Annotated in this window: 18 protein-coding genes and 1 other RNA gene; 17 read left to right on the forward strand and 2 right to left on the reverse strand. The window is 45.8% G+C overall.

What is annotated here, in order from left to right:
• Position 1: 1 nt before the first annotated feature.
• A complete protein-coding gene (locus tag NL647_RS15810) occupies positions 2 to 370 on the reverse strand; it encodes a YraN family protein (RefSeq protein WP_038897790.1) in 369 nt (122 codons plus the stop codon).
• Positions 357 to 2,168, reverse strand: coding sequence for a penicillin-binding protein activator (locus NL647_RS15815; protein WP_253650382.1), 1,812 nt, complete (start codon positions 2,166 to 2,168; stop codon positions 357 to 359). The genes NL647_RS15810 and NL647_RS15815 overlap by 14 nt, the downstream gene beginning before the upstream one ends.
• 68 nt (positions 2,169 to 2,236) lie before the next feature.
• Here NL647_RS15815 and rsmI point away from each other — a divergent pair, with 68 nt between their 5' ends.
• The 17 genes from rsmI (at position 2,237) to secA (ending at position 24,262) form a co-directional block, all read left to right on the forward strand.
• Entirely contained in the window at positions 2,237 to 3,100 is an 864-nt protein-coding gene (gene rsmI, locus NL647_RS15820; protein WP_005447783.1) for a 16S rRNA (cytidine(1402)-2'-O)-methyltransferase, read from the forward strand.
• A 356-nt stretch (positions 3,101 to 3,456) separates the two neighbouring features.
• Positions 3,457 to 3,885: RNase P RNA component class A (gene rnpB, locus NL647_RS15825), an RNA gene on the forward strand.
• 176 nt (positions 3,886 to 4,061) lie between these two features.
• Positions 4,062 to 5,012, forward strand: coding sequence for a 16S rRNA (cytosine(1402)-N(4))-methyltransferase RsmH (gene rsmH / locus NL647_RS15830; protein WP_005447784.1), 951 nt, complete (start codon positions 4,062 to 4,064; stop codon positions 5,010 to 5,012).
• A 5-nt stretch (positions 5,013 to 5,017) separates the two neighbouring features.
• Positions 5,018 to 5,335, forward strand: a complete 318-nt coding sequence (ftsL, locus tag NL647_RS15835) for a cell division protein FtsL (RefSeq protein ID WP_005428577.1) — start codon at positions 5,018 to 5,020, stop codon at positions 5,333 to 5,335.
• Positions 5,332 to 7,137, forward strand: a complete 1,806-nt coding sequence (locus NL647_RS15840; protein ID WP_005447785.1) for a peptidoglycan glycosyltransferase FtsI — start codon at positions 5,332 to 5,334, stop codon at positions 7,135 to 7,137. Before ftsL ends, NL647_RS15840 begins: the two co-directional genes overlap by 4 nt.
• 60 nt (positions 7,138 to 7,197) lie before the next feature.
• Positions 7,198 to 8,673, forward strand: coding sequence for a UDP-N-acetylmuramoyl-L-alanyl-D-glutamate--2,6-diaminopimelate ligase (gene murE, locus NL647_RS15845; RefSeq protein WP_050934694.1), 1,476 nt, complete (start codon positions 7,198 to 7,200; stop codon positions 8,671 to 8,673).
• 2 nt (positions 8,674 to 8,675) lie between these two features.
• Entirely contained in the window at positions 8,676 to 10,040 is a 1,365-nt protein-coding gene (gene murF / locus NL647_RS15850; protein ID WP_005447788.1) for a UDP-N-acetylmuramoyl-tripeptide--D-alanyl-D-alanine ligase, read from the forward strand.
• Positions 10,040 to 11,122 carry a phospho-N-acetylmuramoyl-pentapeptide-transferase gene (mraY, locus tag NL647_RS15855; protein ID WP_005447790.1) on the forward strand — a complete coding sequence of 361 codons (1,083 nt, stop codon included), beginning with the start codon at positions 10,040 to 10,042 and terminating at the stop codon, positions 11,120 to 11,122. Before murF ends, mraY begins: the two co-directional genes overlap by 1 nt.
• 39 nt (positions 11,123 to 11,161) lie before the next feature.
• Positions 11,162 to 12,475, forward strand: a complete 1,314-nt coding sequence (murD, locus tag NL647_RS15860) for a UDP-N-acetylmuramoyl-L-alanine--D-glutamate ligase (RefSeq protein WP_253650383.1) — start codon at positions 11,162 to 11,164, stop codon at positions 12,473 to 12,475.
• An 18-nt stretch (positions 12,476 to 12,493) separates the two neighbouring features.
• Positions 12,494 to 13,690 carry a cell division protein FtsW gene (gene ftsW, locus NL647_RS15865; protein WP_005447794.1) on the forward strand — a complete coding sequence of 399 codons (1,197 nt, stop codon included), beginning with the start codon at positions 12,494 to 12,496 and terminating at the stop codon, positions 13,688 to 13,690.
• The gene (gene murG / locus NL647_RS15870; protein WP_029788783.1) at positions 13,677 to 14,744 is read left to right on the forward strand and encodes an undecaprenyldiphospho-muramoylpentapeptide beta-N-acetylglucosaminyltransferase; all 1,068 of its coding nucleotides are present in this window, start codon (positions 13,677 to 13,679) and stop codon (positions 14,742 to 14,744) included. The genes ftsW and murG overlap by 14 nt, the downstream gene beginning before the upstream one ends.
• A gap of 22 nt (positions 14,745 to 14,766) precedes the next feature.
• Positions 14,767 to 16,224 (forward strand): UDP-N-acetylmuramate--L-alanine ligase, encoded by a 1,458-nt coding sequence (murC, locus tag NL647_RS15875; protein WP_005447797.1) that lies wholly within the window; start codon positions 14,767 to 14,769, stop codon positions 16,222 to 16,224.
• A 191-nt stretch (positions 16,225 to 16,415) separates the two neighbouring features.
• Complete coding sequence (locus NL647_RS15880) at positions 16,416 to 17,201, forward strand: cell division protein FtsQ/DivIB (protein ID WP_009697609.1); 786 nt, start codon at positions 16,416 to 16,418, stop codon at positions 17,199 to 17,201.
• Positions 17,194 to 18,456, forward strand: a complete 1,263-nt coding sequence (gene ftsA / locus NL647_RS15885) for a cell division protein FtsA (RefSeq protein WP_005447800.1) — start codon at positions 17,194 to 17,196, stop codon at positions 18,454 to 18,456. The genes NL647_RS15880 and ftsA overlap by 8 nt, the downstream gene beginning before the upstream one ends.
• A gap of 30 nt (positions 18,457 to 18,486) precedes the next feature.
• Positions 18,487 to 19,731, forward strand: a complete 1,245-nt coding sequence (gene ftsZ / locus NL647_RS15890) for a cell division protein FtsZ (RefSeq protein WP_009697610.1) — start codon at positions 18,487 to 18,489, stop codon at positions 19,729 to 19,731.
• A gap of 101 nt (positions 19,732 to 19,832) precedes the next feature.
• Complete coding sequence (lpxC, locus tag NL647_RS15895) at positions 19,833 to 20,750, forward strand: UDP-3-O-acyl-N-acetylglucosamine deacetylase (RefSeq protein WP_005447804.1); 918 nt, start codon at positions 19,833 to 19,835, stop codon at positions 20,748 to 20,750.
• Positions 20,751 to 21,532: 782 nt separating this feature from the next.
• On the forward strand, positions 21,533 to 24,262 hold the full coding sequence (secA, locus tag NL647_RS15900; RefSeq protein WP_253650384.1) for a preprotein translocase subunit SecA: 2,730 nt from the start codon (positions 21,533 to 21,535) through the stop codon (positions 24,260 to 24,262).
• Positions 24,263 to 24,299: the final 37 nt, after the last annotated feature.

Here is a 24,299-nt window from a genome sequence, read left to right on the forward strand (position 1 = left end):
TTTATCCTTCAGAGATTGCATTTTGTATCCAGTTGATGTCTCGACCACTGTCGTGAATGGCAATAACATCAAACCGATAATCGATAGTGTGTGCCGAGCATTTTTGCTGGCTTAGCCAAATTTGAGCTGTTTTGACTAGTTTACGCATTTTTGCGTAGGTGACCATTTCTGCTGCAGAGCCAAAAGCATCATTCTTACGATATTTGACCTCAACAAAAATGATAGTTTCACCTTGTTGGAAAATTAAATCAATTTCACCGACTTTCGTTAGGAAGTTTTGATCTAAAAAGCGCAAACCCTGACGCTGCAAATATCGCTTCGCCAGGGTTTCGTATTGATTGCCGATTTGTCGCTTACTAAAGAGCCCCACGCTCGGCCCAGTCTAACTCACGTTGTACTACACAGTTGTTGTTGATACTTAATACACCTGTTTGACCATCAACTGAGTAGCCCGGTAGTAACTTCATTTGTGGTAACTCACCAAGCAGTTTGTATGCGTCCATACCTAATGCTTCTAAGCGTTTTTCCATATTGGATTGATCTGGCCATAGCTCATTCATTTGTGCTGCGATGGTTGGATCTGGATTGATTAACATCGGAATGTCGCTGTACGCCACGCCTGATAGATCTTCGTAAGTTGCGCCACCACTGTTACTGCGAGAGTTAGAGAACAACTTAGGTGGTTTTGCATCTGGGTTAATCGCGACTTCGATAAATGGCTTGATCAACGTCAGTTCGGAACTGCGTGCGACAATATATACCGCATCCACATCACGACGACTACGAGGTTGGCTCTCTAAAGAGATGCGCATCAGAGACTGCATTTGTGCGATGCGTTGCTGACTCTCTTGTAAGCCAAATACACCATTAATGTTCTTTTGCAGTTGGCGTTTATCACCAAAGTAACTAGTCGCAACTTTGTTTGAGCTGTATTTGCTCCACTCTTCATTAAACGCTTCAACAACACGCTGACCATAAGCTCCGTTTGGCGCTAAGATCATTGGGAATTGGTAGCCTTGGCTGAATAGGTACTTGGCTGCCTGTGCAACTTCTTGCTCTGGAGAAAGTGCTAGGTAACACATGTCTGTGCCAGCTTGCACTTCTTCCGGAATGTTAAGTGCCAATGTTGGAATTTTCACGCCTGTTTCGGTACCGTCTAATGTCGCTTGTAGCTTCTCTACGTTTTCTTTTTGTAGAGGACCAACGACAAAATCGATGTTCTCATTGATTAAGCGCTGTTTGATTTGATCAGCGCTGTAAGCGTGTGTATCAATCACCGTCAGCGTCGCACTTGGATCTCGTGCTTGGTCGTTCATCATCGCAAAGATGAAACCATCGCGGATCAGTTGTGCTTGCGGAGCAAATTTACCCGTTAGCGGTAACAGAAGCGCTGTGTTGTTTGGTTTCACAATCTCTAACGAGAGGATGTTTTGAATTTCTGCAGGAGTATAAACCGCTGCTGGATGTGAAGGGTTTTCACTTAACCAGTGCTCAAGCGTGTTTTTAAGCTGAGGTATATTGCTCGATAACGTTTTTGCATAGATCGCTAATTGTAGCCAACCATCTAGCACGTCTTCGCTTGGTTCAGTTTGTAATGCCGTCAGTTCATTTTCAGAGTAACTGCCGAAGTTCATCCAAATACGGCTAGAGATCTCACGTTGCTCTGCTGATGACGCGTATTGACCTTTGGCTACCAATTGGCGGTTTGCTTCAAACGGTTGGTTTAAGCTTTGGTAAGCGTCCGCGCGCAACTCGTAGTAGTCTTTCCACTGTTCGCTTGGCAGTTTCCACCAAGGTTTAAAGTTCAGCCCTTGCAGCAACTGTGAGTATTTACCTTGCTTTTGCTGTAAGGTCGCACGAGCCAATTGCCACTCAGCCTGTTGAACTTCGCTCAGTTGCTGACGAGAAAGACGTTTGATTAACAGCTCAGCTTGGTCTAACTCATTTGCTTGGATTGCCGCTTTGGTTGCCATGATCAACCAGTCGTTTTGTAGGCTACCTTCGGTGCTATCAGCTTGAATCATGTAGTTCTGAACAGACTGTGTCGGCTCAAGTGTAATATCTACGCTATCTGGTTGTCGCGGACCTGAAGAACAGGCGGCGAGCGTAATTGCCAGTGCAACAGGAGTGAGTAAGCGTGGTACACTGAGTCTCTTATGGTTCATCATTGCCGTGAGTTCTCTATAATTTTGTACAAAATTGTCTCTATATTAATCGTTGAAGTGATGGTAAACAAATGACAGATAAAAATAAGTTGCCGAATGAGGGGCCAACTCTATACATCGTACCGACTCCAATCGGAAATTTAGCGGATATCACTCAACGTGCTATCGAAGTTCTGTCGAATGTGGACATCATTGCCGCTGAGGATACTCGACATACAGGCAAATTACTGTCTCACTTCAATATCCAAACCAAAACTTTTGCGCTGCATGATCACAACGAGCAACAAAAAGCACAAGTTCTAGTTGAAAAGCTACTGTCAGGTCAGTCTATCGCATTGGTTTCTGACGCTGGTACGCCGCTAATAAGCGATCCAGGATACCATTTGGTGACAAAATGTCGTCAAGCGGGCGTAAGAGTTGTGCCTCTTCCTGGTGCGTGTGCGGTCATCACTGCGTTAAGTGCTTCAGGTCTACCATCTGACCGATTCAGTTTCGAAGGCTTCTTACCACCGAAAAGTAAAGGTCGTAAAGACAAGTTCTTGGAGATTGCTTCTGTTGAACGTACTTGTATCTTCTACGAATCTCCGCATCGTATTTTAGACTCTCTACAAGATATGTTAGACGTTCTTGGTCCAGAACGTGAAGTGGTATTGGCTCGTGAACTAACCAAAACCTTTGAAACTATTCAAGGAATGCCTCTTGGTGAGTTGATTGAGTGGGTGAAGAGTGACGATAACCAACAACGTGGTGAGATGGTATTGCTGATTCATGGTCACCGAGATTCAACGGAAGAGAGCCTACCTGATGAAGCGACGCGTACATTGGGCATCTTGACTAAAGAGTTACCATTGAAGAAAGCCGCTGCGCTTGCCGCTGAAATCTACAGTTTGAAGAAGAATGCTTTATATAAGTGGGGCTTGGAGAATCTGGGTTAAAAGCTTCTAGAACGAACGCCGGCACTTTGGAAACGCTTCGCTTCTGGAGGTGAGACTCGAGAATATAGCGGTCTTAATCCTGCGCTCAGCTATCAATATATCCCAAGACGTTCATTTATCTTAAGTGAATTTCTGTCTGAAAGGAGAACCATCAACTCGGTTCTCCTTTTTATTTTCTAAGCTTACCTACAACGTTCTCTCTTCGGAGTATCGCGCTCCCGGTTCTCGAATTCGGCAACGCAATGTTCCCCAAATTTGAGTATTCTTGTTTGTTTTCTGAGCAATTAACATCCTCATTTCATCATATCTGTGATCTCACTAGACTCAGAAGGGATAACTCTATACAATCCGCCATCGGAGCTGACTGGGTAGTCGCTGCTTTGTTGATGTCCTTCGGGAGACTGACGTCGAAGTCCCTTTGGGAGACTGACGTTGACGTCCTTCGGGAGACTGACAAAGGGGAGGAAAGTCCGGGCTTCATAGAGCAAGGTGCCAGGTAACGCCTGGGGGGCGCAAGCCTACGACAAGTGCAGCAGAGAGAAGACCGCCGATGGCCTTAGGGCACAGGTAAGGGTGAAAGGGTGCGGTAAGAGCGCACCGGACGACTAGTAATAGTTCGTAGCAGGGTAAACTCCACCTGAAGCAAGACCAAATAGGCCTCCACATTGCGTTGCTCGCGTAAGGAGGCGGGTAGGTTGCTCGAGCCAGTGAGTGATTGCTGGCCTAGACGAATGGCTACCGCCGCGCAAGCGGAACAGAACCCGGCTTATGTGTCGGCTCCACCTATTCGAGACCCATCCCTACTTCGGTAGTGATGGGTTTTTTGCATTTTATTGACGCAAACTATGTCATTACCAATAAACTTGGCGCTGAATCACGTCTAACTTTAGACTTGAGGTGGCGATGATGTGGGAAATCAGTACACTAAAGAATCGCTTCAAGATCATTCAACGAGAAAGCTATGACCGAAACATTTCAACATATCTCAGTGTTATTAAATGAATCCATTGATGGCTTGGCTATCAAACCCGATGGTATCTATATCGATGGAACATTTGGCCGTGGCGGTCACAGCCGAACTATCTTGTCGAAGCTCGGGGAGAATGGTCGTCTATACAGTATCGACCGTGATCCACAGGCTATCGCAGAAGCGAGCAAAATCGACGACCCTCGTTTTACCATCATTCATGGTCCATTTTCTGGTATGGCGAAGTATGCAGAAGAATACGGTTTAGTTGGTAAAGTTGACGGTGTCCTGCTTGATCTTGGCGTGTCTTCTCCACAGTTAGATGATGCTGAGCGTGGCTTTAGCTTTATGAAAGATGGTCCACTAGATATGCGTATGGACCCAACATCAGGTATCCCTGTTTCTCAATGGTTGATGGAAGCGGATTTGGATGACATTACTTGGGTCATTCGCGAGTTCGGTGAAGACAAACACGCACGTCGCATAGCGAAAGCGATCGTGGCATACCGCGAAGATGAAGAAAACGAGCCTATGGTTCGTACTGGTCAATTAGCTAAATTGATCTCGGATGCCGCTCCAAAGAGTTTCAAAGAGAAAAAACACCCAGCGACTCGTGCTTTTCAGGCGTTTCGTATTTACATCAACAGTGAATTAGAAGAAATTGATACAGCACTAAAAGGCGCTGCGAGCATCTTGGCTCCAGAGGGACGTTTATCAGTGATCAGTTTCCACTCTTTAGAGGACCGTATGGTAAAACGCTTTATTCGTAAAGAGAGTAAAGGTCCAGAAGTGCCACACGGTATTCCAATGACAGAAGAGCAAATTCGTGCTCTGGGTAGTGCAAACATGAAGCCTGTTGGTAAAGCAATCAAACCAACTAAGCAAGAAATTGACATGAACCCGCGTTCTCGAAGCTCAGTGCTAAGAATTGCAGAAAAGCTTTAATTATTATGACGAAAACCACTCCTAACCTTGCTAAGTTGATAGCGACGGATTTGATTACCGTCGGTCGCTGGTCGTTGTTGTTGATGATTTTGATCTTCGCAACCGCAATGGGAGTGGTGTTTGCAACCCACCATGCGCGTCAAGCGATCACTGAAAAAGATCATACATTGGTTGAGCGGGAGCGATTGGACAGCGAATGGCGCAACCTAATGTTGGAAGAAACAGCTCTCGCAGAACACAGTCGCGTTCAAGACTTGGCAAAGAAGGATCTTGAAATGAAACGACCAGATGGCGATAAAGAAGTGGTTATCACGCTAAAATGATTGGAAAGAAAGCCAAATCTAAACAAGGAAATACGCGCAAGTCTGCTGCAAAAGAAAAGAAAGTTTCTGCAGCAAAACCGCAACCCACCAAAGAAACAAAAGAAACAGAAGTAACGGCAGAACCAGAGTCATTTTTGATTCGCTGGCGTTTTCACTTGCTGCTGTTTTTTGTCTTCTGTGCCTTCGCTCTTCTCGTTGGGCGCGTGGCTTACATTCAAATCATCGAGCCAGACAACCTTATCAAGCAAGGTGATCTTCGTTCTATCCGTGTAAAAGCCATTCCTTCCGCGCGTGGGATCATCTCTGACCGTAACGGTGAACCGCTGGCAGTGAGCGTACCGGTAGAAGCCGTTTGGGCAGACCCGAAAACCATCTTTAAAGAAGGCGCACTGCAGCAAACTAAGAGTTGGTACGCACTTGCCGACGTGCTTGGCTTAGATCGCCAAGGTCTGATTAACAAAATTAAGAAGAACGAATCCCGCCGTTTTATTTACCTTCAACGTCAAGTAAGTCCAGCGATGGCGAACTACATTCGAGAGTTAAAGCTGCCGGGTGTGGGGTTGAAATCCGAATCTCGTCGTTACTATCCCGCAGGTGAAGTTAGTGCCCACTTAGTCGGTGTAACAGGCATTGATGGACATGGTTTAGAAGGTGTTGAACGTAGCTACGATGAATGGCTGACTGGCGCTGCGGGTAAGAAAACCATTCGTAAAGACCGTTATGGTCGTGTCGTCGAGAACATTGCTTTGGAAGAGAAGCAAGAAGGTAAGCCGCTGCAACTGACCATTGACCAAAGACTGCAAGCCATCGCGTATCGCGCAATTAAGCAAGCTGTAGCCGATCACCGTGCAACTTCCGGCTCTGCAGTAATGCTTGATGTAAAAACAGGTGCCGTGTTGGCGATGGTGAATGCGCCATCTTATAACCCAAATAACCGCAGCGACTGGCAAAGCTACAAGATGCGTAACCGAGTTATTACCGACTCAATGGAGCCTGGTTCGACGATTAAGCCATTCGTGATCTTAGCCGCTTTAGAAAATGGTGTGGCGGACAAAGATACGATTGTCGATACCGGAAATGGCATTCTTCAACTCGGTGGTAGCCGTGTTCGTGACGTGTCCAAAGTAGGTAAAGCAAGCCTGACCAAGATTTTGAAAAAATCGAGTAATATCGGTGTGACCAAGCTTGCGATGCGAATGCCAGTGGAAGCGTTATTGGGTTTGTATAGCTCTGTTGGTTTGGGCGAATTGTCCGGCTTGAACTTGGTTGGTGAGGTGACCGGTATTTTCCCAAGCCGCTCTCGTTGGTCTCCTATTGAGCGAGCAACGATTTCTTTTGGTTACGGCTTATCCATCACGCCAATTCAGCTTGCTCATGCGTACGCGACGCTAGGCAACTTAGGAAAATACGAACCGATTCATATTATCGAAAGTAACGATAACGATATGTCACGCCAAGTGGTGAGCAAAGAGCATGCTCGTCAAGTGTTAGATATGCTAGAGACGGTAACACAAAAAGGTGGTTCAGCTCGAAGAGCGGCTGTTCCAGGTTACCGAGTCGGGGCAAAAACCGGTACGTCACGTAAAGCGACAGCAGGTGGCTATAGTGATGAATACATTACATATACCGCTGGTCTTGCGCCTGTGAGCGACCCGCGAATTGCGTTGGTAGTGATTGTGAATGAGCCACAAGGTGATGATTACTACGGTGGTTCAGTAGCATCTCCTGTCTTTTCCGAAATCATGAAAGGTGCGCTGCAAATCTTGAATGTTGCCCCTGACGAAAATAAATTCCAACAGTAGGCTTATAAGTCTGCTAAGAAACAAAATGAAGAAAGCTGAGCGCATGCTCGGAGAACATATATGACTAAAGCCATCAGTATGGACACGCTGCTTTCCGCTTGGGTAGATTGCCCTAGCTTGTCCTCTATCCTTGTCTCTGAATTGGAACTCGATAGCCGAAGAGTTCAATCTGGTACCACGTTTGTTGCCATTATCGGTCATGTTGTCGATGGACGTCAGTTTATCCCAACAGCAATTGAACAAGGAGCGAACGCGGTTATCGCTCAAGCCTGTGATGTAAAAGCGCATGGCTCGATTGAGATCATTAACGACGTACCAGTTGTTTATCTTGATGCATTAGACAAATGCTTATCTCAAATTGCGGGTCAGTTGTACCACTATCCAAATATGGAGCTGATTGGTGTCACAGGTACGAACGGAAAAACCACCATCACTCAACTGATTGCTCAGTGGATTGATTTAGTCGGTGCAAAAGCAGCGGTTATGGGTACAACGGGTAATGGTTTCCTTGATAACCTGCAAGAAGCTGCAAATACAACGGGCAACGCCGTTGAAATCCAAAAGACACTTGCTTCCCTCGCTGAGCAAAAAGCGCAATACACTGCGCTTGAGGTTTCTTCCCACGGTCTGATTCAAGGTCGTGTTAAGGCTCTGTCTTTCGCTGCGGGTGTATTTACTAACCTAAGCCGAGATCATCTAGACTACCACGGCACTATGGAAGAGTACGCTAAAGCTAAACTTACCCTATTTACAGCCCATCAATGCGAACACGCAATCATCAATGTAGACGATGTAGTCGGTGCAACTTGGGCGAAGCAGCTTCCTAATGCTCTAGCCGTATCACTCAAACCAACGACAGATTTTGCGCATACAGTGTTTGCTAATCATATTGCTTATGCAGAATCAGGCATTACGATTGAGTTTAGCGGCAAGTTTGGTGAGGGCACATTACATGCTCCGCTGATCGGAGAATTTAATGCAGCGAACCTAATGTTGGCATTTACAACGTTGCTTAGCCTAGGTTTCGATAAACAGAGCTTGCTTGCAACGGCTGCACAGTTGCAGCCTGTACTTGGTCGAATGGAACTGTTTCAAGCGGAAGAGTGCGCGAAAGTGGTTGTGGATTATGCTCATACACCTGATGCTTTGGAAAAAGCGCTGCAAGCGCTTCGTGTTCATTGCCAAGGTAATCTTTGGGCGATCTTCGGTTGTGGGGGCGATCGTGATGCTGGAAAACGCCCAATGATGGCGGAAATTGCCGAGCGTTTGGGTGATAAAGTGGTTCTGACGGACGACAATCCACGCAGTGAAGATCCGGCTCTTATCATGAAAGATATGCTGGCAGGGTTAACTAAGCCAGCTGATGCTATTGTGCAACACGACCGCTTCAAAGCACTGTCTTATGCACTTGAAAATGCCTCTTCTCAAGACATTATTCTTCTGGCTGGTAAAGGTCATGAAGACTATCAAGTTCTAAATTCTGGAACCATTCACTACTCTGACCGCGAGTCAGCCATGACATTATTGGGGCTTTGATCATGATCACCGTAACGCTTTCTCAAATTGCTGAAATCACAGGTGGTGAATTGGTTGGCAATGACGTTGCCATCGAATCTGTTTCTACTGATACTCGCACAATCGACCTAGGGGCACTATTTGTTGCTTTAGTCGGTGAGCGTTTTGATGCTCATGATTTCTGTGAACAAGCCGTAGAGTCTGGTGCTGGGGCACTATTGGTGCAAAAAACACTTAATGTGAATGTGCCTCAAGTTGTTGTTGCTGATAGTAAGATAGCATTGGGCGAAGTTGCTGCGTGGGTTCACCAATCATGTCAAACACCAACGGTTGCGATCACCGGAAGTTGTGGAAAAACCACAGTAAAAGAGATGGTCGCAAGCATCTTACAATTGAAAGGTCAGGTGTTATTTACTGCGGGTAACTTTAATAATGACATCGGCGTTCCGCTGACACTATTACGTTCGCAAAAAAACGATGACTACGCTGTGATTGAGCTTGGAGCAAACCACATTGGTGAGATTGCTTATACTACTCAATTAGTTAAACCCGATATGGCCCTTGTTAACAACGTAGCTGCAGCACACCTTGAAGGCTTTGGTTCGATTGATGGAGTGAAGCAAGCAAAAGGAGAGATCTACCAAGGGCTTTCCGCTGGTGGCGTCGCGATTGTGAACTTAGACAGTCATGGTGAAGCTAAGTGGGAGGGTGTTCTCGCTGATAAGAAGGTGATTACTTTCTCACAAAGCAACACAAACGCTGACTTTTATGCGACAAATATCGTGATGAACGCCGCAGGTGAAGCAAGCTTTGACTTACATATCGCCGCAGGTTCACAAGAAATTGAACTGTCTCTGGGTATTATTGGTCAACACAACGTGTCTAACGCAATTGCCGCATCTATCATTGCACTGCAAATGGGAGCGACCTTAGAAGAGGTTCGAGCTGGTCTTAAGCATCTTAATAAAGTTAAAGGTCGTGTCGAAGTGGAAGAGCTGAGCGACAAGATCAAACTGATTGACGACAGCTACAACGCAAGTGTTCCCGCAATGAAGGCTGCTGTTGATTTGCTAGCGGCATTTCAAGGACAACGTTGGTTGATTTTAGGCAATATGGCGGAGTTGGGTGAGGAAAGTCTTGCACTTCATCGTCAAGTCGGGGAACATGCTGCCCCACAAAAATTTGAACATGTTCTCACGTATGGTGCAGATGCAAGGGTTATTAGCGAACTCTGCGACGGCATCCATTTTGAGACACATCAAGAGATGATTGACTACATCAAGCAGCATCTAGACCAAGCGGCTCCTGAGCATCACACGATGTTGGTGAAAGGGGCGAACGGTGCACGTATGTTTGAAGTCGCTGCTGCTTTGAAGGAGTATTATTAATGATTATTTGGCTTGCCGAGCTGCTACAGCCATACCTATCTTTTTTCCGATTGTTTGAATACCTCTCTTTTCGAGCAATACTCAGCGTATTAACCGCTTTAGGTTTATCCCTATGGATGGGACCTATCATGATCAAGCGTCTACAGATGCTACAAATTGGTCAGGTTGTCCGTAACGAAGGTCCAGAATCCCACTTTAGCAAGCGTGGTACCCCAACGATGGGCGGTATCATGATTTTGGCAGCTATTTCTATCACCATTCTTTTGTGGACTGACTTATCAAACCCTTACGTATGGGCAGTACTAACCGTGTTGTTAGGTTATGGTGCGATTGGCTTTGTCGACGATTATCGTAAGGTCGTTCGTAAGAACACCGATGGTTTGATTGCTCGTTGGAAGTACTTCTGGCAGTCGTTGATTGCATTTGTTGTGGCGTTTGCGTTGTACGCTTATGGCAAAGACACAGCCGCTACTCAACTTGTTGTGCCGTTCTTCAAAGACATCATGCCGCAACTTGGTTTCATGTACATTATCCTCACTTACTTTGTGATTGTGGGTACCAGTAATGCGGTAAACCTAACCGATGGTCTGGATGGCTTGGCAATTATGCCGACCGTTTTAGTTGCAGCCGGCTTTGCCGTGATTGCGTGGGCGACGGGTAACGTTAACTTCTCAGAATACCTCCACATTCCATATCTACCACACGCATCTGAGTTGGTAGTTGTATGTACGGCAATTGTTGGTGCGGGTCTTGGTTTCTTGTGGTTCAACACATACCCAGCGCAAGTGTTTATGGGTGATGTTGGTTCACTTGCTCTTGGTGGTGCGCTTGGTACGATCGCAGTACTTGTTCGTCAAGAGTTGGTATTGGTGATCATGGGTGGTGTGTTTGTAATGGAAACACTGTCGGTAATCCTACAGGTAGGTTCGTACAAGCTACGTGGTCAACGTATTTTCCGTATGGCACCGATTCACCATCACTACGAATTGAAAGGTTGGCCAGAGCCTCGCGTAATCGTGCGTTTCTGGATTATTTCTATGGTTCTTGTTCTGATTGGTCTAGCGACACTGAAAGTGCGTTAATCGCATTTTCCAAGAATAAGACAAATTGCGTGAGCAAATATGGAACGTTGGCAAAACATACATAAGGTTGTTGTTGTAGGGCTCGGTATTACCGGGCTCTCTGTCGTTAAACACCTAACAAAAACACAACCGCAACTAGCGGTCAAAGTCATTGATACGCGTACTAACCCTCCTGGGGCTGAACGCTTGCCTGAGCAAGTCGAATTGCACAGTGGCGGGTGGAATACTGAGTGGCTTGCAGAAGCTGACTTAGTGGTGACTAATCCCGGCATTGCTTTGGCGACACCAGAAATTCAAGTCATCCTTGCGAAAGGGACGCCAGTTGTTGGCGATATTGAACTCTTCGCTTGGGCCGCCGATAAACCTGTTATTGCGATTACTGGCTCTAACGGTAAAAGCACAGTAACGGACTTAACTGGTGTCATGGCGAAAGCCGCAGGTCTAACGGTAGGTGTCGGTGGCAATATCGGTGTTCCTGCTCTTGATTTGCTAGAGCAAGATGCAGATTTGTATGTCCTTGAATTGTCCAGCTTCCAATTAGAAACTACGTCGAGCTTAAAACTCAAAGCCGCTGCGTTTCTAAACCTTTCTGAAGATCACATGGATCGTTATGACGGTATGGCGGATTATCGACAAGCTAAATTGCGTATTTTCAACCATGCAGAACTGGCAGTTGTAAATCGAGATGACCAAGAGACCTTCCCTGATATTGATATGCCGTTAGTGACATTCGGGAGCGATGAGCAAGCTTACGGCCTTGAATTGGATGGCAATCGTACTTGGTTGCTCGATCATGGTCAGCGTGTCATTGCTAGTGATGAGCTAAAGCTGGTTGGTAAGCACAATTTAGCCAATGCTCTAGTCGTACTTGCACTGCTTAAAGCGGCAGGTGTGGATTATCACAAATCATTGAATGCACTTAAAACTTACACGGGTTTGACACATCGATGCCAAGTGGTTGCGGATAATCGTGGCGTAAAATGGGTGAATGACTCAAAAGCGACCAATATTGCGAGCACTATGGCAGCGCTTTCTGGTTTAGAGTCGACGGGCAAACTGTACTTGCTCGTTGGTGGTGTTGGTAAAGGTGCGGATTTCGCTCCACTAAAACCGATCTTCGCGACACTGAACCTGCAACTTTGCTGTTTTGGCGCTGATGGCGATGAATTTATGCCACTGCACGAATCAGCAACTCGTTTCGACACCATGGAAGATGTGATTCAACAGATATCTTCGCAGTTAAAAACGGGTGATATGGTGATGCTGTCTCCGGCATGTGCTAGCTTTGATCAATTCGACAACTTTATGGCAAGAGGTGACGCATTCGCAGCTCTTGCCGAGAAATACGCATAATTAAAGGTCACACACTTCGTGGGTTTAGGTAACGTTAAACGCAGCATTGGTACTTGGCTTAAGCATCCTGCACCTGAGGCGCTTTTTGATCGTCAGCTTGTATGGATTGCGTTGGGTTTGATGTTAACGGGTTTGGTGATGGTGACATCAGCATCATTTCCAATCAGCTCTCGTTTGACGGATCAGCCATTTCATTTCATGTTCCGTCATGCAACCTTTCTTGTACTCGCGATAGGTGTCTCTTCCGTAATTCTGCAAGTGCCATTAGAGCAGTGGTTTAAGAGAAGTCATTATCTTCTTTGGCTCTCTTTCGGGTTACTGATCATTGTACTGCTAGCAGGTAAGTCGGTTAACGGTGCATCGCGTTGGATTCCTCTCGGTCTGTTTAACTTGCAGCCTGCCGAAGTCGCCAAGCTCTCGCTATTTGTCTTCATGTCTGGTTATTTAGTACGTAAGCAAGACGAGGTCCGTCAGACTTTCTTTGGCGGATTTATGAAGCCAATCATGGTATTTGCTTTCTTCGCAGTATTGCTCCTGGGGCAGCCCGATTTAGGTACTGTGGTTGTAATGTTGGTGACCTTATTTGGCATGTTGTTCATTGCAGGGGCGAAGCTGACACAGTTCTTGGCTCTAATGATTGCCGGTATTGCGGCTGTTGTTGGCTTGATTTTGGTCGAGCCATACCGTATTCGTCGTGTCACTTCGTTCTTAGACCCTTGGGAAGACCCGTTCGGTAGTGGTTATCAGCTAACGCAATCTTTAATGGCATTTGGTCGTGGTGAGTGGTTTGGTCAAGGTCTTGGTAACTCAATCCAAAAACTTGAATACCTACCTGAAGCGCACACTGACTTCGTGTTTGCGGTACTGGCTGAAGAGCTGGGTTTTGTTGGTGTCGTGTTAGTGCTAATGCTGATTTTCAGCTTGGTGCTTAAAGCGGTTTACATTGGCAAACGAGCGTTCGAAGAAGGCGAAATGTTTGGTGGTTACCTCGCATTTGGTATTGGTATTTGGTTTGCCTTTCAGACGTTGGTTAACGTCGGCGCTGCTGCCGGTATCGTTCCAACCAAAGGTCTTACTCTTCCACTGATCAGTTATGGTGGTTCGAGTCTTATTATTATGTCCGTGGCGGTGTCTATCTTGCTGCGTATCGATCATGAATGCCGTTTAAAGCACGGCAAGAAAGAATCAGAACAACAAGTCGATGAAGAAAAATAAACGTTTGATGGTGATGGCTGGTGGTACTGGCGGTCACGTATTCCCTGGTCTAGCGGTAGCTAAGCAGCTACAAGAGCAAGGCTGGGAAATTCGCTGGTTGGGTACCGCGGATAGAATGGAAGCTGATTTGGTGCCAAAACACGGTATCGAAATCGACTTTATCAAAGTAAAAGGTCTACGAGGTCAAGGCGTTAAGCGTCTTCTTGCGGCACCATTTCAGATTATTAATGCCATCATGCAAGCTCGCACTCATATGAAGCGCTGGCAACCCGATGCTGTGCTGGGCATGGGCGGCTATGTCAGTGGTCCCGGTGGTATTGCGGCTTGGGTGAGCGGAATCCCTGTTGTATTGCACGAGCAAAATGCAGTAGCAGGTTTAACGAACCAATGGTTATCAAAAATCGCTAAGAAGGTTTTTCAAGCTTTCCCGGGCGCTTTTCCAAATGCCGAAGTGGTTGGTAACCCAGTTCGTGAAGACGTGACTCAATTAACCGCGCCAACCGAACGCATGCAAGAACGCCAAGGCCCTATTCGCATTCTGGTTATGGGTGGCAGCCAAGGCGCACGCATTCTTAACCAAACTCTGCCAGAAGTGATGGCGAAATTGGGTCAAGATTACATTATTCGCCATCAAGCGGGCAAAGGCGCAGCGGAAGAAGTCAACGCAGCATACCAAGCCAATGGCGTGGTGAATGCAGAGGTAACAGAGTTTATCGATGATGTGGCGCAAGCTTATGCGTGGGCAGACTTACTGGTTTGTCGCTCAGGCGCGCTAACGGTATCTGAAGTGTCTGCTGCTGGTGTGGGTGCTATCTTCGTTCCGTTTATGCATAAAGACCGTCAGCAAGCATTAAATGCAGACCACTTAGTCGATTGCGGTGCAGCGAAAATGATTGAACAACCAGATTTAACCGTTGAGTCACTGACTCAGCAGATCCAACAATTGGATCGACATGCTTTACTTACAATGGCAGAGCAAGCGCGTGGCGCTGCAAAATTGAATGCGGACCGAGTTGTCGCACAAGCCATTGTCGCTTTGACCGAAAAGCGTTAACGAATTATTGAGAATAGAATTGATGACTATCCAACATACACAAGACTTAGCTCAGATTCGCGCAATGGTGCCAGAGATGCGCCGCGTGAAATCCATCCACTTCATCGGTATTGGTGGTGCGGGCATGAGCGGCATTGCAGAAGTGCTGTTGAACGAAGGCTACCAAATCACAGGCTCTGATTTATCAGAGAACCCAGTGACAGAGCGTTTAGTATCAAAAGGTGCGACGGTATTTATCGGTCACCAAGCAAGTAATGTTGAAAAAGCCAGTGTTGTTGTGGTTTCAACCGCGATCAACGAAGAAAACCCAGAAGTGATGGCAGCACGTGAGTTGCGTATCCCTATCGTGCGTCGAGCTGAGATGCTTGCTGAATTAATGCGCTTCCGTCACGGGATTGCTGTTGCGGGTACACACGGTAAAACGACGACGACTGCTCTAGTTACGCAAATCTATTCTGAAGCAGGTCTTGACCCAACGTTTGTTAACGGTGGTTTAGTTAAGAGTGCAGGTACAAATGCACGCTTAGGTTCGAGCCGAATTCTGATTGCAGAAGCAGATGAAAGTGATGCTTCATTTTTGCACCTACAACCTATGGTAAGCATCGTGACGAACATCGAAGCTGACCACATGGATACTTACGGTGGCGATTTCGAAACGTTGAAGCAGACATTCATCGATTTTCTTCACAACTTGCCGTTTTATGGTCAAGCTATTGTCTGTATTGACGATCCAGTCATTCGTGAGCTTATTCCACGTATTAGTCGCCAAGTGATAACTTACGGCTTCTCTGAAGACGCTGATGTGCGCATAGAGAATTACCATCAAGAAGGTCAACAGGGCAAGTTCACTGTGGTTCGCGAAGGTCGTGCAAACCTGGATATCACGCTGAACATCCCTGGTCGCCATAACGCATTGAACGCATCTGCAGCGATTGCGGTTGCTACAGAAGACGACATCAGTGATGAAGCGATCTTAAAAGCAATGGCGGGTACACAAGGTACAGGTCGTCGATTTGATCATTTAGGCGAGTTCGATACTGGTAATGGTCATGCAATGCTTGTCGATGACTATGGTCATCACCCAACAGAAGTGGACGTGACGATTAACGCAGCACGCAGCGGCTGGCAGGATAAACGTCTCGTCATGATTTTCCAGCCTCATCGTTATAGCCGTACCCGTGACTTATACGATGACTTTGCGAATGTGCTGGAGCAAGTGGATGTTCTGATCATGTTGGATGTATACGCAGCGGGCGAAAAACCGATTGCCGGCGCGGATGGACGTGCTTTATGCCGCACTATTCGTAGTCGCGGAAAGGTCGATCCAATTTTTGTCCCAGAAATCGAGCAATTACCTTCAGTTTTGGCTAACGTTATACAAGATGGCGACCTGATTTTGACTCAAGGCGCAGGTGATGTTGGTAAAGTTGCCAAGCAGCTTGCTGCTCTTGAATTGAATATAAATAAGATGCTTGGCTAACAATAGGGACGGGCGCAAAGTGCAGAGAAAGACCTAGATCTCGATTTTGCGTCAAGAACGTTGTGATTTATCACTATCAGTGTTTGATAGTTTACAAGAGCTCAGTATAATCCCAAGGTTAAAGTCAATGCTTTTGCCAATGTGTACTAACACGGTGAAAAGTACAGGACAAAAGTCAGGAAACGAAGACGTTGTTGAATATTGCACTGAATGAAGAGCGACTTAACACGGACAATAACCGTGGTCGTCAAGATAAAATCTTGGGTGCGCTATTTTTCTTTGTTGTGGTGACCTTAATTAGTTCTGTTTTGTACTCAGCGATCAGTTGGATGTGGGATGACCAAAGGTTACCTCTCTCCAAAATTGTGCTTCAGGGAAAACTGGAGTATGTCACAGCAGACGATGTGCAAGCCGCGTTTGGACAAATTGATCATATTGGCACCTTTATGTCTCAAGACATTGATGTGTTGCAGCAAAGTGTCGAAGCCCTTCCATGGGTCGCGCATGCTGCGATTCGTAAGCAATGGCCAGACACGGTAAAAGTATTTTTGACAGAACATCAACCCGTTGCCATCTGGAATGGCAATGAGCTGTTAGATGCTAATGGCTTAGTATTTAATGGTGATGTTGGCCTGCTAAAGGAAGAAAAAGTTAAGTTATATGGTCCCAATGAGACTGGACCGGAAGTTTTGCAAACCTATCGCGATCTCCGTCCTAAGTTCCAAACGTTGGGGCTGGCTATTTCGTCATTAGTGTTAAACGAACGACGAGCTTGGCAGATCATCCTTGATAACGGTATTCGACTAGAGCTCGGTAAAGAGTCTCTGGATGAGCGGATAGAGCGCTTCTTTTTGCTTTATAACAAGCTCGGCAGTGACACTCAAAGAATCAGTTATATCGATCTTAGGTACGATACGGGAGCCGCAGTTGGTTGGTTCCCTGAACATGAGTTAGAACAAGAGAGTACGAATGACTAAGGCCGCTGATGACAACATTATTGTTGGTCTTGATATAGGCACTGCAACCGTATCAGCTCTAGTGGGTGAGATTCTACCGGATGGCCAAATAAATATTATTGGTGCGGGTAGCAGCCCTTCACGTGGCATGGATAAAGGCGGCGTGAATGATTTGGAGTCGGTTGTAAAATCAGTACAACGCGCAATTGATCAAGCTGAGTTGATGGCGGAATGCCAAATCAGCCGAGTATTTATTTCGTTGTCTGGTAAGCATATCGCAAGCCGAATTGAAAAAGGCATGGGCACCATATCTGATGAGGAAGTGTCTCAGGAAGATATGGATCGCGCTATCCATACTGCAAAATCGATTAAAATCGGTGATGAACAACGAATCCTTCATGTGATTCCACAAGAGTTCACCATCGACTACCAAGAGGGCATTAAAAACCCACTTGGTTTATCAGGAGTGAGAATGGAAGTCAGTGTCCATTTGATCTCATGCCATAATGATATGGCACGCAATATTATTAAGGCTGTAGAACGTTGTGGTCTTAAAGTAGAGCAACTTGTGTTTTCTGGGCTTGCTGCAAGTAATGCAGTGATCACCGAGGATGAAAGAGAGCTTGGGGTTTGTGTGGTTGATATCGGTGCCGGCACGATGGACATTTCTATCTGGACCGGTGGTGCGTTACGTCACACTGAAGTATTTTCTTACGCAGGAAATGCAGTAACTAGCGATATTGCTTTTGCTTTTGGTACGCCAGTGAGCGATGCTGAAGAAATAAAAGTCAAATATGGCTGTGCCTTGAGCGAACTAGTCAGTAAGGATGACACGGTTAACGTTCCTAGCGTAGGTGGTCGACCTTCACGTAGTCTGCAACGTCAGACGTTGTCAGAAGTGATTGAACCACGATACTCTGAGCTTATGGGACTGGTTAACCAAACTATCGACTCTGTACAAGCGAAATTGCGCGAAGAGGGCATTAAGCACCATCTCGCTGCGGGTGTAGTTCTTACCGGCGGTGCTGCGCAAATCGAAGGAGTGGTAGAATGTGCGGAACGCGTATTCCGCAACCAAGTAAGGGTTGGCAAACCGCTTGAAGTCAGCGGGTTAACTGACTATGTAAAAGAGCCGTACCATTCTACGGCAGTTGGATTACTTCATTACGCAAGAGACATGCAGTCTAGCGACGATAGCGATTATAATGAACCTAAGCGCTCATCTGTTACTGGCTTTTTCGGTAAATTGCGTAATTGGATACAAAAAGAGTTTTAACCTGAGTTGCAGGATAAACGGAGACAACACATGTTTGAACCGATGATGGAAATGTCTGACGATGCAGTAATCAAGGTCGTTGGAGTTGGTGGCGGCGGTGGTAACGCCGTTGAACACATGGTGCGTGAATCCATCGAAGGTGTGGAATTCATCAGCGTCAACACTGATGCGCAAGCACTTCGTAAGACAAGCGTTGGCAATGTCATTCAGATTGGTGGTGATATCACTAAAGGTCTGGGTGCAGGTGCGAATCCACAGGTCGGCCGTGAGGCAGCTCTCGAAGACAGAGATAGAATTAAAGATTCCCTAACTGGTGCCGATATGGTGTTTATCGCAGCAGGTATGGGTGGCGGTACAGGTACTGGTGCAGCACCTGTTATTGCTGAAGTAGCTAAAGAGCTTGGCATTCTTACTGTTGCGGTCGTAACAAAACCGTTCAGCTTTGAAGGCAAAAAGCGTTTGGCATTTGCTGAGCAAGGTATCGATGAGCTGTCTAAGCATGTTGACTCTTTGATCACAATTCCAAACGAAAAGCTACTTAAAGTACTTGGTCGTGGTGTAACGCTATTAGAAGCTTTCGCAAGTGCGAACGACGTTCTTAAGAACGCTGTTCAAGGTATTGCGGAGCTAATTACTCGCCCTGGCATGATCAACGTCGACTTTGCAGACGTACGTACTGTGATGTCTGAAATGGGTCACGCAATGATGGGTAGCGGTATCGCGAAAGGCGAAGATCGTGCAGAAGAGGCAGCGGAAATGGCAATTTCTAGCCCACTTCTAGAAGACATCGATCTAGCTGGTGCTCGTGGTGTTCTTGTTAACATCACTGCAGGTCTGGATATGCGTCTTGATGAGTTTGAGACTGTTGGTAACACAGTGAAAGCATTTGCTTCTGACAATGCAACCGTAGTTATCGGTACTTCTCTAGACCCAGATATGACTGATGAAATCCGCGTAACAGTTGTTGCGACAGGTATCGGCAACGAGAAAAAACCAGACATTACGCTAGTTGCTGGTGGCAAAGCGAAAGTAGCACCAACTGCGACTCCGCAAGCTCAACCACAACAGCAAGCTGCTGCACCACAAGCTGAAGAGAAACCGGCACAGACTTTGCAAACTACTCCAGTGCAAGAGAAGCCACAGGTAACTCCTCAGCCGACAAACACAGTTTCTTCTTCTCCAGCTTCTGCGGGGCAGAGTTCTGCCGCTCCTAAGCAAGAGAAGGAAAGTGGTTATTTAGATATCCCGGCATTTTTGCGTCGTCAGGCTGATTAATCTTTAACCCATAAATTTGACATAGCTCAAGATTATGGTAGCATTCACGGTCGACGTTACAGACGACCGTGTTTTGTAGCATATTTTAGAGAGGCAAGCAGATGATCAGACAACGTACTCTGAAAGAAATAGTGAAAACAACTGGTGTGGGTCTCCACTCTGGTCGTAAAGTCACACTTACTCTGCGCCCAGCTGCTGCAAACACAGGTATCATTTACCGTCGTACAGATGTAAACCCACCTGTAGATTTTCCAGCTGACCCAGCGTCTGTTCGTGACACTATGCTATGTACAGCATTGGTGAACGATGAAGGCGTGCGAATTTCAACTGTAGAACACTTGAATGCAGCACTTGCTGGTATGGGTATCGACAATATTATTGTCGAAGTAGACGCTCCTGAAATTCCAATTATGGATGGCAGTGCAAGCCCGTTTGTATACCTGCTACAGCAAGCTGGTGTTGAAACGCAAAATGCACCTAAGCGTTTTATTCGTATTAAGAAACCAGTTCGTTTTGAAGATGGCGATAAGTGGGCAGAGTTTGTTCCATTTAATGGCTTCCGTATGGACTTCGAAATCGACTTTAACCACCCTGCGATTGAATCAGACGAGCAACGTCTTCTGTTTGATTTCTCATCTCAAGGTTTCGTTCGTGAAATTTCTCGCGCACGTACGTTTGGTTTCATGCGTGATATTGAATACTTACAATCTCAGAACTTAGTTCTTGGTGGTAGTTTCGATAATGCAATTGTACTGGATGATTACCGTATTCTTAACGAAGAAGGTCTACGCTTTGATAATGAGTTTGTTACTCACAAAGTACTAGATGCTATTGGTGACCTTTACATGTGTGGTCATGCCATTATCGGTGAGTTCCGTGCTTTCAAATCAGGTCACGGTCTAAACAACCAACTTCTACGTGCAGTTCTTGCGGATCAAGAAGCATGGGAATGGACAACATTCGAAGAAGAAGTGGGTTCACCAGTTGCTTTTGCAGAACCAAACATGGTTTTAGCGTAATAAACAGCGCAAACAGATTAAAAAAGCCAGGCAATGCCTGGCTTTTTAGTATCTGAATGTTGAGTCTATGTTTTCTGACGTACGCTTTGTTTGACATAGGCTTTTGGCAGCATGTGAAGCGTTCTGCAAATGATCGTTCAACGATCTTCTATGAAGATATTACTTTCAATGAATACAGATGTCCTGTAAATGCCTATTAGAAATGGCAATGGCGAATAGTGAAACATTGCCACTTTTTACCGCTTGGCAAGGCGTTGCCGATCCTTTTCTTACCATTATGATCTTTTAACGTTGAACACCAAACTTAGGATCCTTTTTAAGTGAAGGCGATAAAATTATGATCTTACATAGGTAAAATCTAATTTTGTTGAGATATGGGTATTCAAAAGCAGCTTTCTACTGGGCGATGGTTTACATTATTGCCTTTATCTTCAGCTCATAGCGACGATTTGAACTTAGCCACTAGAGGCTGATTCTTCTAAAGAATGGCCTATAAAATACCGACTTTGCGCTTTGATGAGGGGGTAATAGTGGCTAATACATCATCAGTTTGTCTAAAAACTTACGAGTGCTTCAAACAAATACGTCTATTTATGGTTGTATCGACGAAAAATCCTTACACTAAGCCACATTGATTCAAAATTTAGCCTTGAAATATGGATGTTTGAACTCAATATCTTTGATAAATGATTTATCTCAGTATTCTTAGTTCCAAACTGGCAGAGACTGAAGGCATTACGAGTAGATCGGGAACGGTCTGATTAAAGAGAGATTCACGAAAAATGATAACTAAGCTACTGACAAAAGTAATTGGCAGTCGCAACGACCGAACACTGCGCCGCCTTAGAAAAATTGTAAAAGAGATTAATAACTACGAACCAACGTTCGAAGCACTTTCTGATGAAGAGCTAAAAGCGAAAACTGTTGAGTTCCGTGAGCGCCTAGAGCAAGGTGAGACTCTTGATAAGCTACTTCCAGAAGCTTTTGCTACGGTTCGTGAAGCATCTAAGCGTGTTTACGGTATGCGTCACTTCGACGTTCAGCTTATCGGTGGTATGGTACTGAACGGCGGTCAAATTGCGGAAATGCGCACTGGTGAAGGTAAAACTTTAACTGCAACCCTTCCTGCTTACCTAAACGCACTTCCAGGTAAAGGTGTACACGTAGTCACAGTGAACGACTACCTAGCAACACGTGATGCTGAGACTAACCGTCCACTATTTGAATTCTTAGGTATGATAGTTGGCGTGAACGTGCCAAACATGCCTCCTCAAGCGAAAAAAGAAGCTTACCAAGCTGATATCCTTTACGGTACAAACAACGAGTTTGGCTTTGACTACCTACGTGACAACATGGCTTTCCGCAATGAAGACCGTGTTCAACGTGAACGCTTTTTCGCAGTTGTCGATGAAGTGGACTCAATCCTTATCGATGAAGCTCGCACTCCTCTGATCATCTCTGGTCCAGCAGAAGATAGCTCGGATCTATACACTCGTATTAACCTGCTTATTCCAAATCTTCAAAAGCAAGATAAAGAAGACTCTGAAGAATACCGCGGCGACGGTCACTACACGGTTGATGAGAAATCTAAACAAGTTCACTTAACGGAAACGGGTCAAGAATTCGTTGAAGAACTAATGGTGAAAAATGGTCTGATGGAAGAGGGCGATACACTTTACTCTCCAACTAACATCAGCCTACTGCACCACGTTAATGCAGCGCTTCGTGCACACGTATTGTTTGAACGCAATGTAGATTACATCGTCAATGATGACGGCGAAGTTGTGATCGTCGATGAACATACCGGTCGTACAATGCCGGGTCGTCGTTGGTCTGAAGGTCTTCATCAAGCGGTTGAAGCGAAAGAAGGCGTTAAGATTCAAAACGAAAACCAAACGCTGGCATCGATCACCTTCCAGAACTACTTCCGCCTATACGAAAAACTGTCAGGTATGACAGGTACAGCGGATACAGAAGCATTCGAATTCCAATCGATTTACGGTCTAGAGACAGTGGTTATCCCAACCAACAAACCTATGATCCGTAACGATATGCCAGACGTAGTTTACCGTACTGAAGCTGAGAAATTCGCTGCAATTATCGAAGACATCAAAGAGCGCGTAGAGAAAGGTCAACCATCTCTAGTAGGTACGGTTTCTATCGAGAAATCAGAGCTACTCTCTAACGCACTTAAGAAAGCTAAGATTAAACACAATGTACTGAACGCTAAGTTCCACGAGCGCGAAGCAGAGATCGTTGCAGAAGCGGGTACACCTGGTGCGGTAACGATCGCGACTAACATGGCTGGTCGTGGTACGGATATCGTGTTGGGTGGTAGCTGGCAAGCGAAAGTCGAAGCGCTTCAAGATCCAACCAAAGAACAGATCGATGCTATCAAAGCTGAGTGGAAACAAGTTCACGATCAAGTACTAGAATCAGGTGGTCTGCACATCATTGGTACTGAGCGTCACGAATCTCGTCGTATCGATAACCAGTTACGTGGTCGTTCAGGTCGCCAAGGTGACGCAGGTTCATCTCGTTTCTACCTATCGATGGAAGATTCACTACTACGTATCTTCACTTCAGATCGTATGGCTAGCCTTATCCAAAGCGGTATGGAAGAAGGTGAGGCGATTGAATCTAAGATGTTGTCTCGTTCAATCGAAAAAGCACAACGTAAAGTGGAAGGTCGTAACTTCGACATCCGTAAACAGCTTCTTGAATACGATGATGTAGCAAATGATCAGCGTAAAGTAGTTTACGAATTACGTGATGAGCTAATGAGCGTTGACGACATTAGCGATATGATCGAACAAAACCGTGAAGATGTTGTTACTGCGATCATCGATGAATACATTCCACCACAATCTCTAGAAGATATGTGGGATGTGGAAGGTCTTCAAGAGCGCTTGAAAGCGGACTTCGATCTAGATGCGCCTATTAAGCAATGGCTTGAAGAAGACGACAAGCTATACGAAGAAGCGTTGCGTGAGAAGATCATCAACCTAGCAGTTGAAGTCTACAAAGCGAAAGAAGAAGTAGTCGGTGCGCAAGTACTTCGCAACTTCGAGAAGTCAGTTATGCTTCAAACGCTAGATACGCTTTGGAAAGAGCATCTAGCGGCAATGGATCACCTACGTCAAGGTATTCACCTACGTGGTTATGCGCAGAAGAACCCGAAACAAGAGTACAAGCGTGAGTCGTTTGAACTGTTTGAAGGTCTACTAGAAGCGCTTAAGACGGATGTGATTACCGTGCTATCTCGCGTACGTGTTCAACAACAAGAAGAAGTTGAGCGTATGGAAGAGCAACGTCGCGCGCAAGCTGAAGAAGCAGCTCGTCGTGCCCAAGCTCAACACGCAGCAGCACAAAACCCACTAACTGAAGGCGAAGAGTCTGAAGAAACGTCTAACCAACCAATGGTTCGTGAAGAGCGTAAAGTGGGTCGTAATGAGCCTTGTCCATGTGGCAGTGGTAAAAAGTACAAACAGTGCCACGGGAAAATTGACTAATACAGTCCGAAAATATTGATAAAGAGTCGCTTAGGCG

This window comes from Vibrio sp. Y29_XK_CS5 (assembly GCF_024181835.1).
Lineage (GTDB): Bacteria > Pseudomonadota > Gammaproteobacteria > Enterobacterales > Vibrionaceae > Vibrio > Vibrio harveyi.

Bases quoted from the DNA above. Each gene is read 5' to 3' on its own strand.
- ftsA (WP_005447800.1), top strand. From the start codon at position 17,194: ATGACTAAGGCCGCTGATGACAACATTATTGTTGGTCTTGATATAGGC.
- murE (WP_050934694.1), top strand. From the start codon at position 7,198: ATGACTAAAGCCATCAGTATGGACACGCTGCTTTCCGCTTGGGTAGAT.
- NL647_RS15840 (WP_005447785.1), top strand. From the start codon at position 5,332: ATGATTGGAAAGAAAGCCAAATCTAAACAAGGAAATACGCGCAAGTCT.
- lpxC (WP_005447804.1), top strand. From the start codon at position 19,833: ATGATCAGACAACGTACTCTGAAAGAAATAGTGAAAACAACTGGTGTG.
- murF (WP_005447788.1), top strand. From the start codon at position 8,676: ATGATCACCGTAACGCTTTCTCAAATTGCTGAAATCACAGGTGGTGAA.
- rsmI (WP_005447783.1), top strand. From the start codon at position 2,237: ATGACAGATAAAAATAAGTTGCCGAATGAGGGGCCAACTCTATACATC.
- rsmH (WP_005447784.1), top strand. From the start codon at position 4,062: ATGACCGAAACATTTCAACATATCTCAGTGTTATTAAATGAATCCATT.
- NL647_RS15815 (WP_253650382.1), bottom strand. From the start codon at position 2,168: ATGATGAACCATAAGAGACTCAGTGTACCACGCTTACTCACTCCTGTT.
- mraY (WP_005447790.1), top strand. From the start codon at position 10,040: ATGATTATTTGGCTTGCCGAGCTGCTACAGCCATACCTATCTTTTTTC.
- ftsZ (WP_009697610.1), top strand. From the start codon at position 18,487: ATGTTTGAACCGATGATGGAAATGTCTGACGATGCAGTAATCAAGGTC.
- secA (WP_253650384.1), top strand. From the start codon at position 21,533: ATGATAACTAAGCTACTGACAAAAGTAATTGGCAGTCGCAACGACCGA.
- ftsL (WP_005428577.1), top strand. From the start codon at position 5,018: ATGACGAAAACCACTCCTAACCTTGCTAAGTTGATAGCGACGGATTTG.
- murD (WP_253650383.1), top strand. From the start codon at position 11,162: ATGGAACGTTGGCAAAACATACATAAGGTTGTTGTTGTAGGGCTCGGT.
- murG (WP_029788783.1), top strand. From the start codon at position 13,677: ATGAAGAAAAATAAACGTTTGATGGTGATGGCTGGTGGTACTGGCGGT.
- murC (WP_005447797.1), top strand. From the start codon at position 14,767: ATGACTATCCAACATACACAAGACTTAGCTCAGATTCGCGCAATGGTG.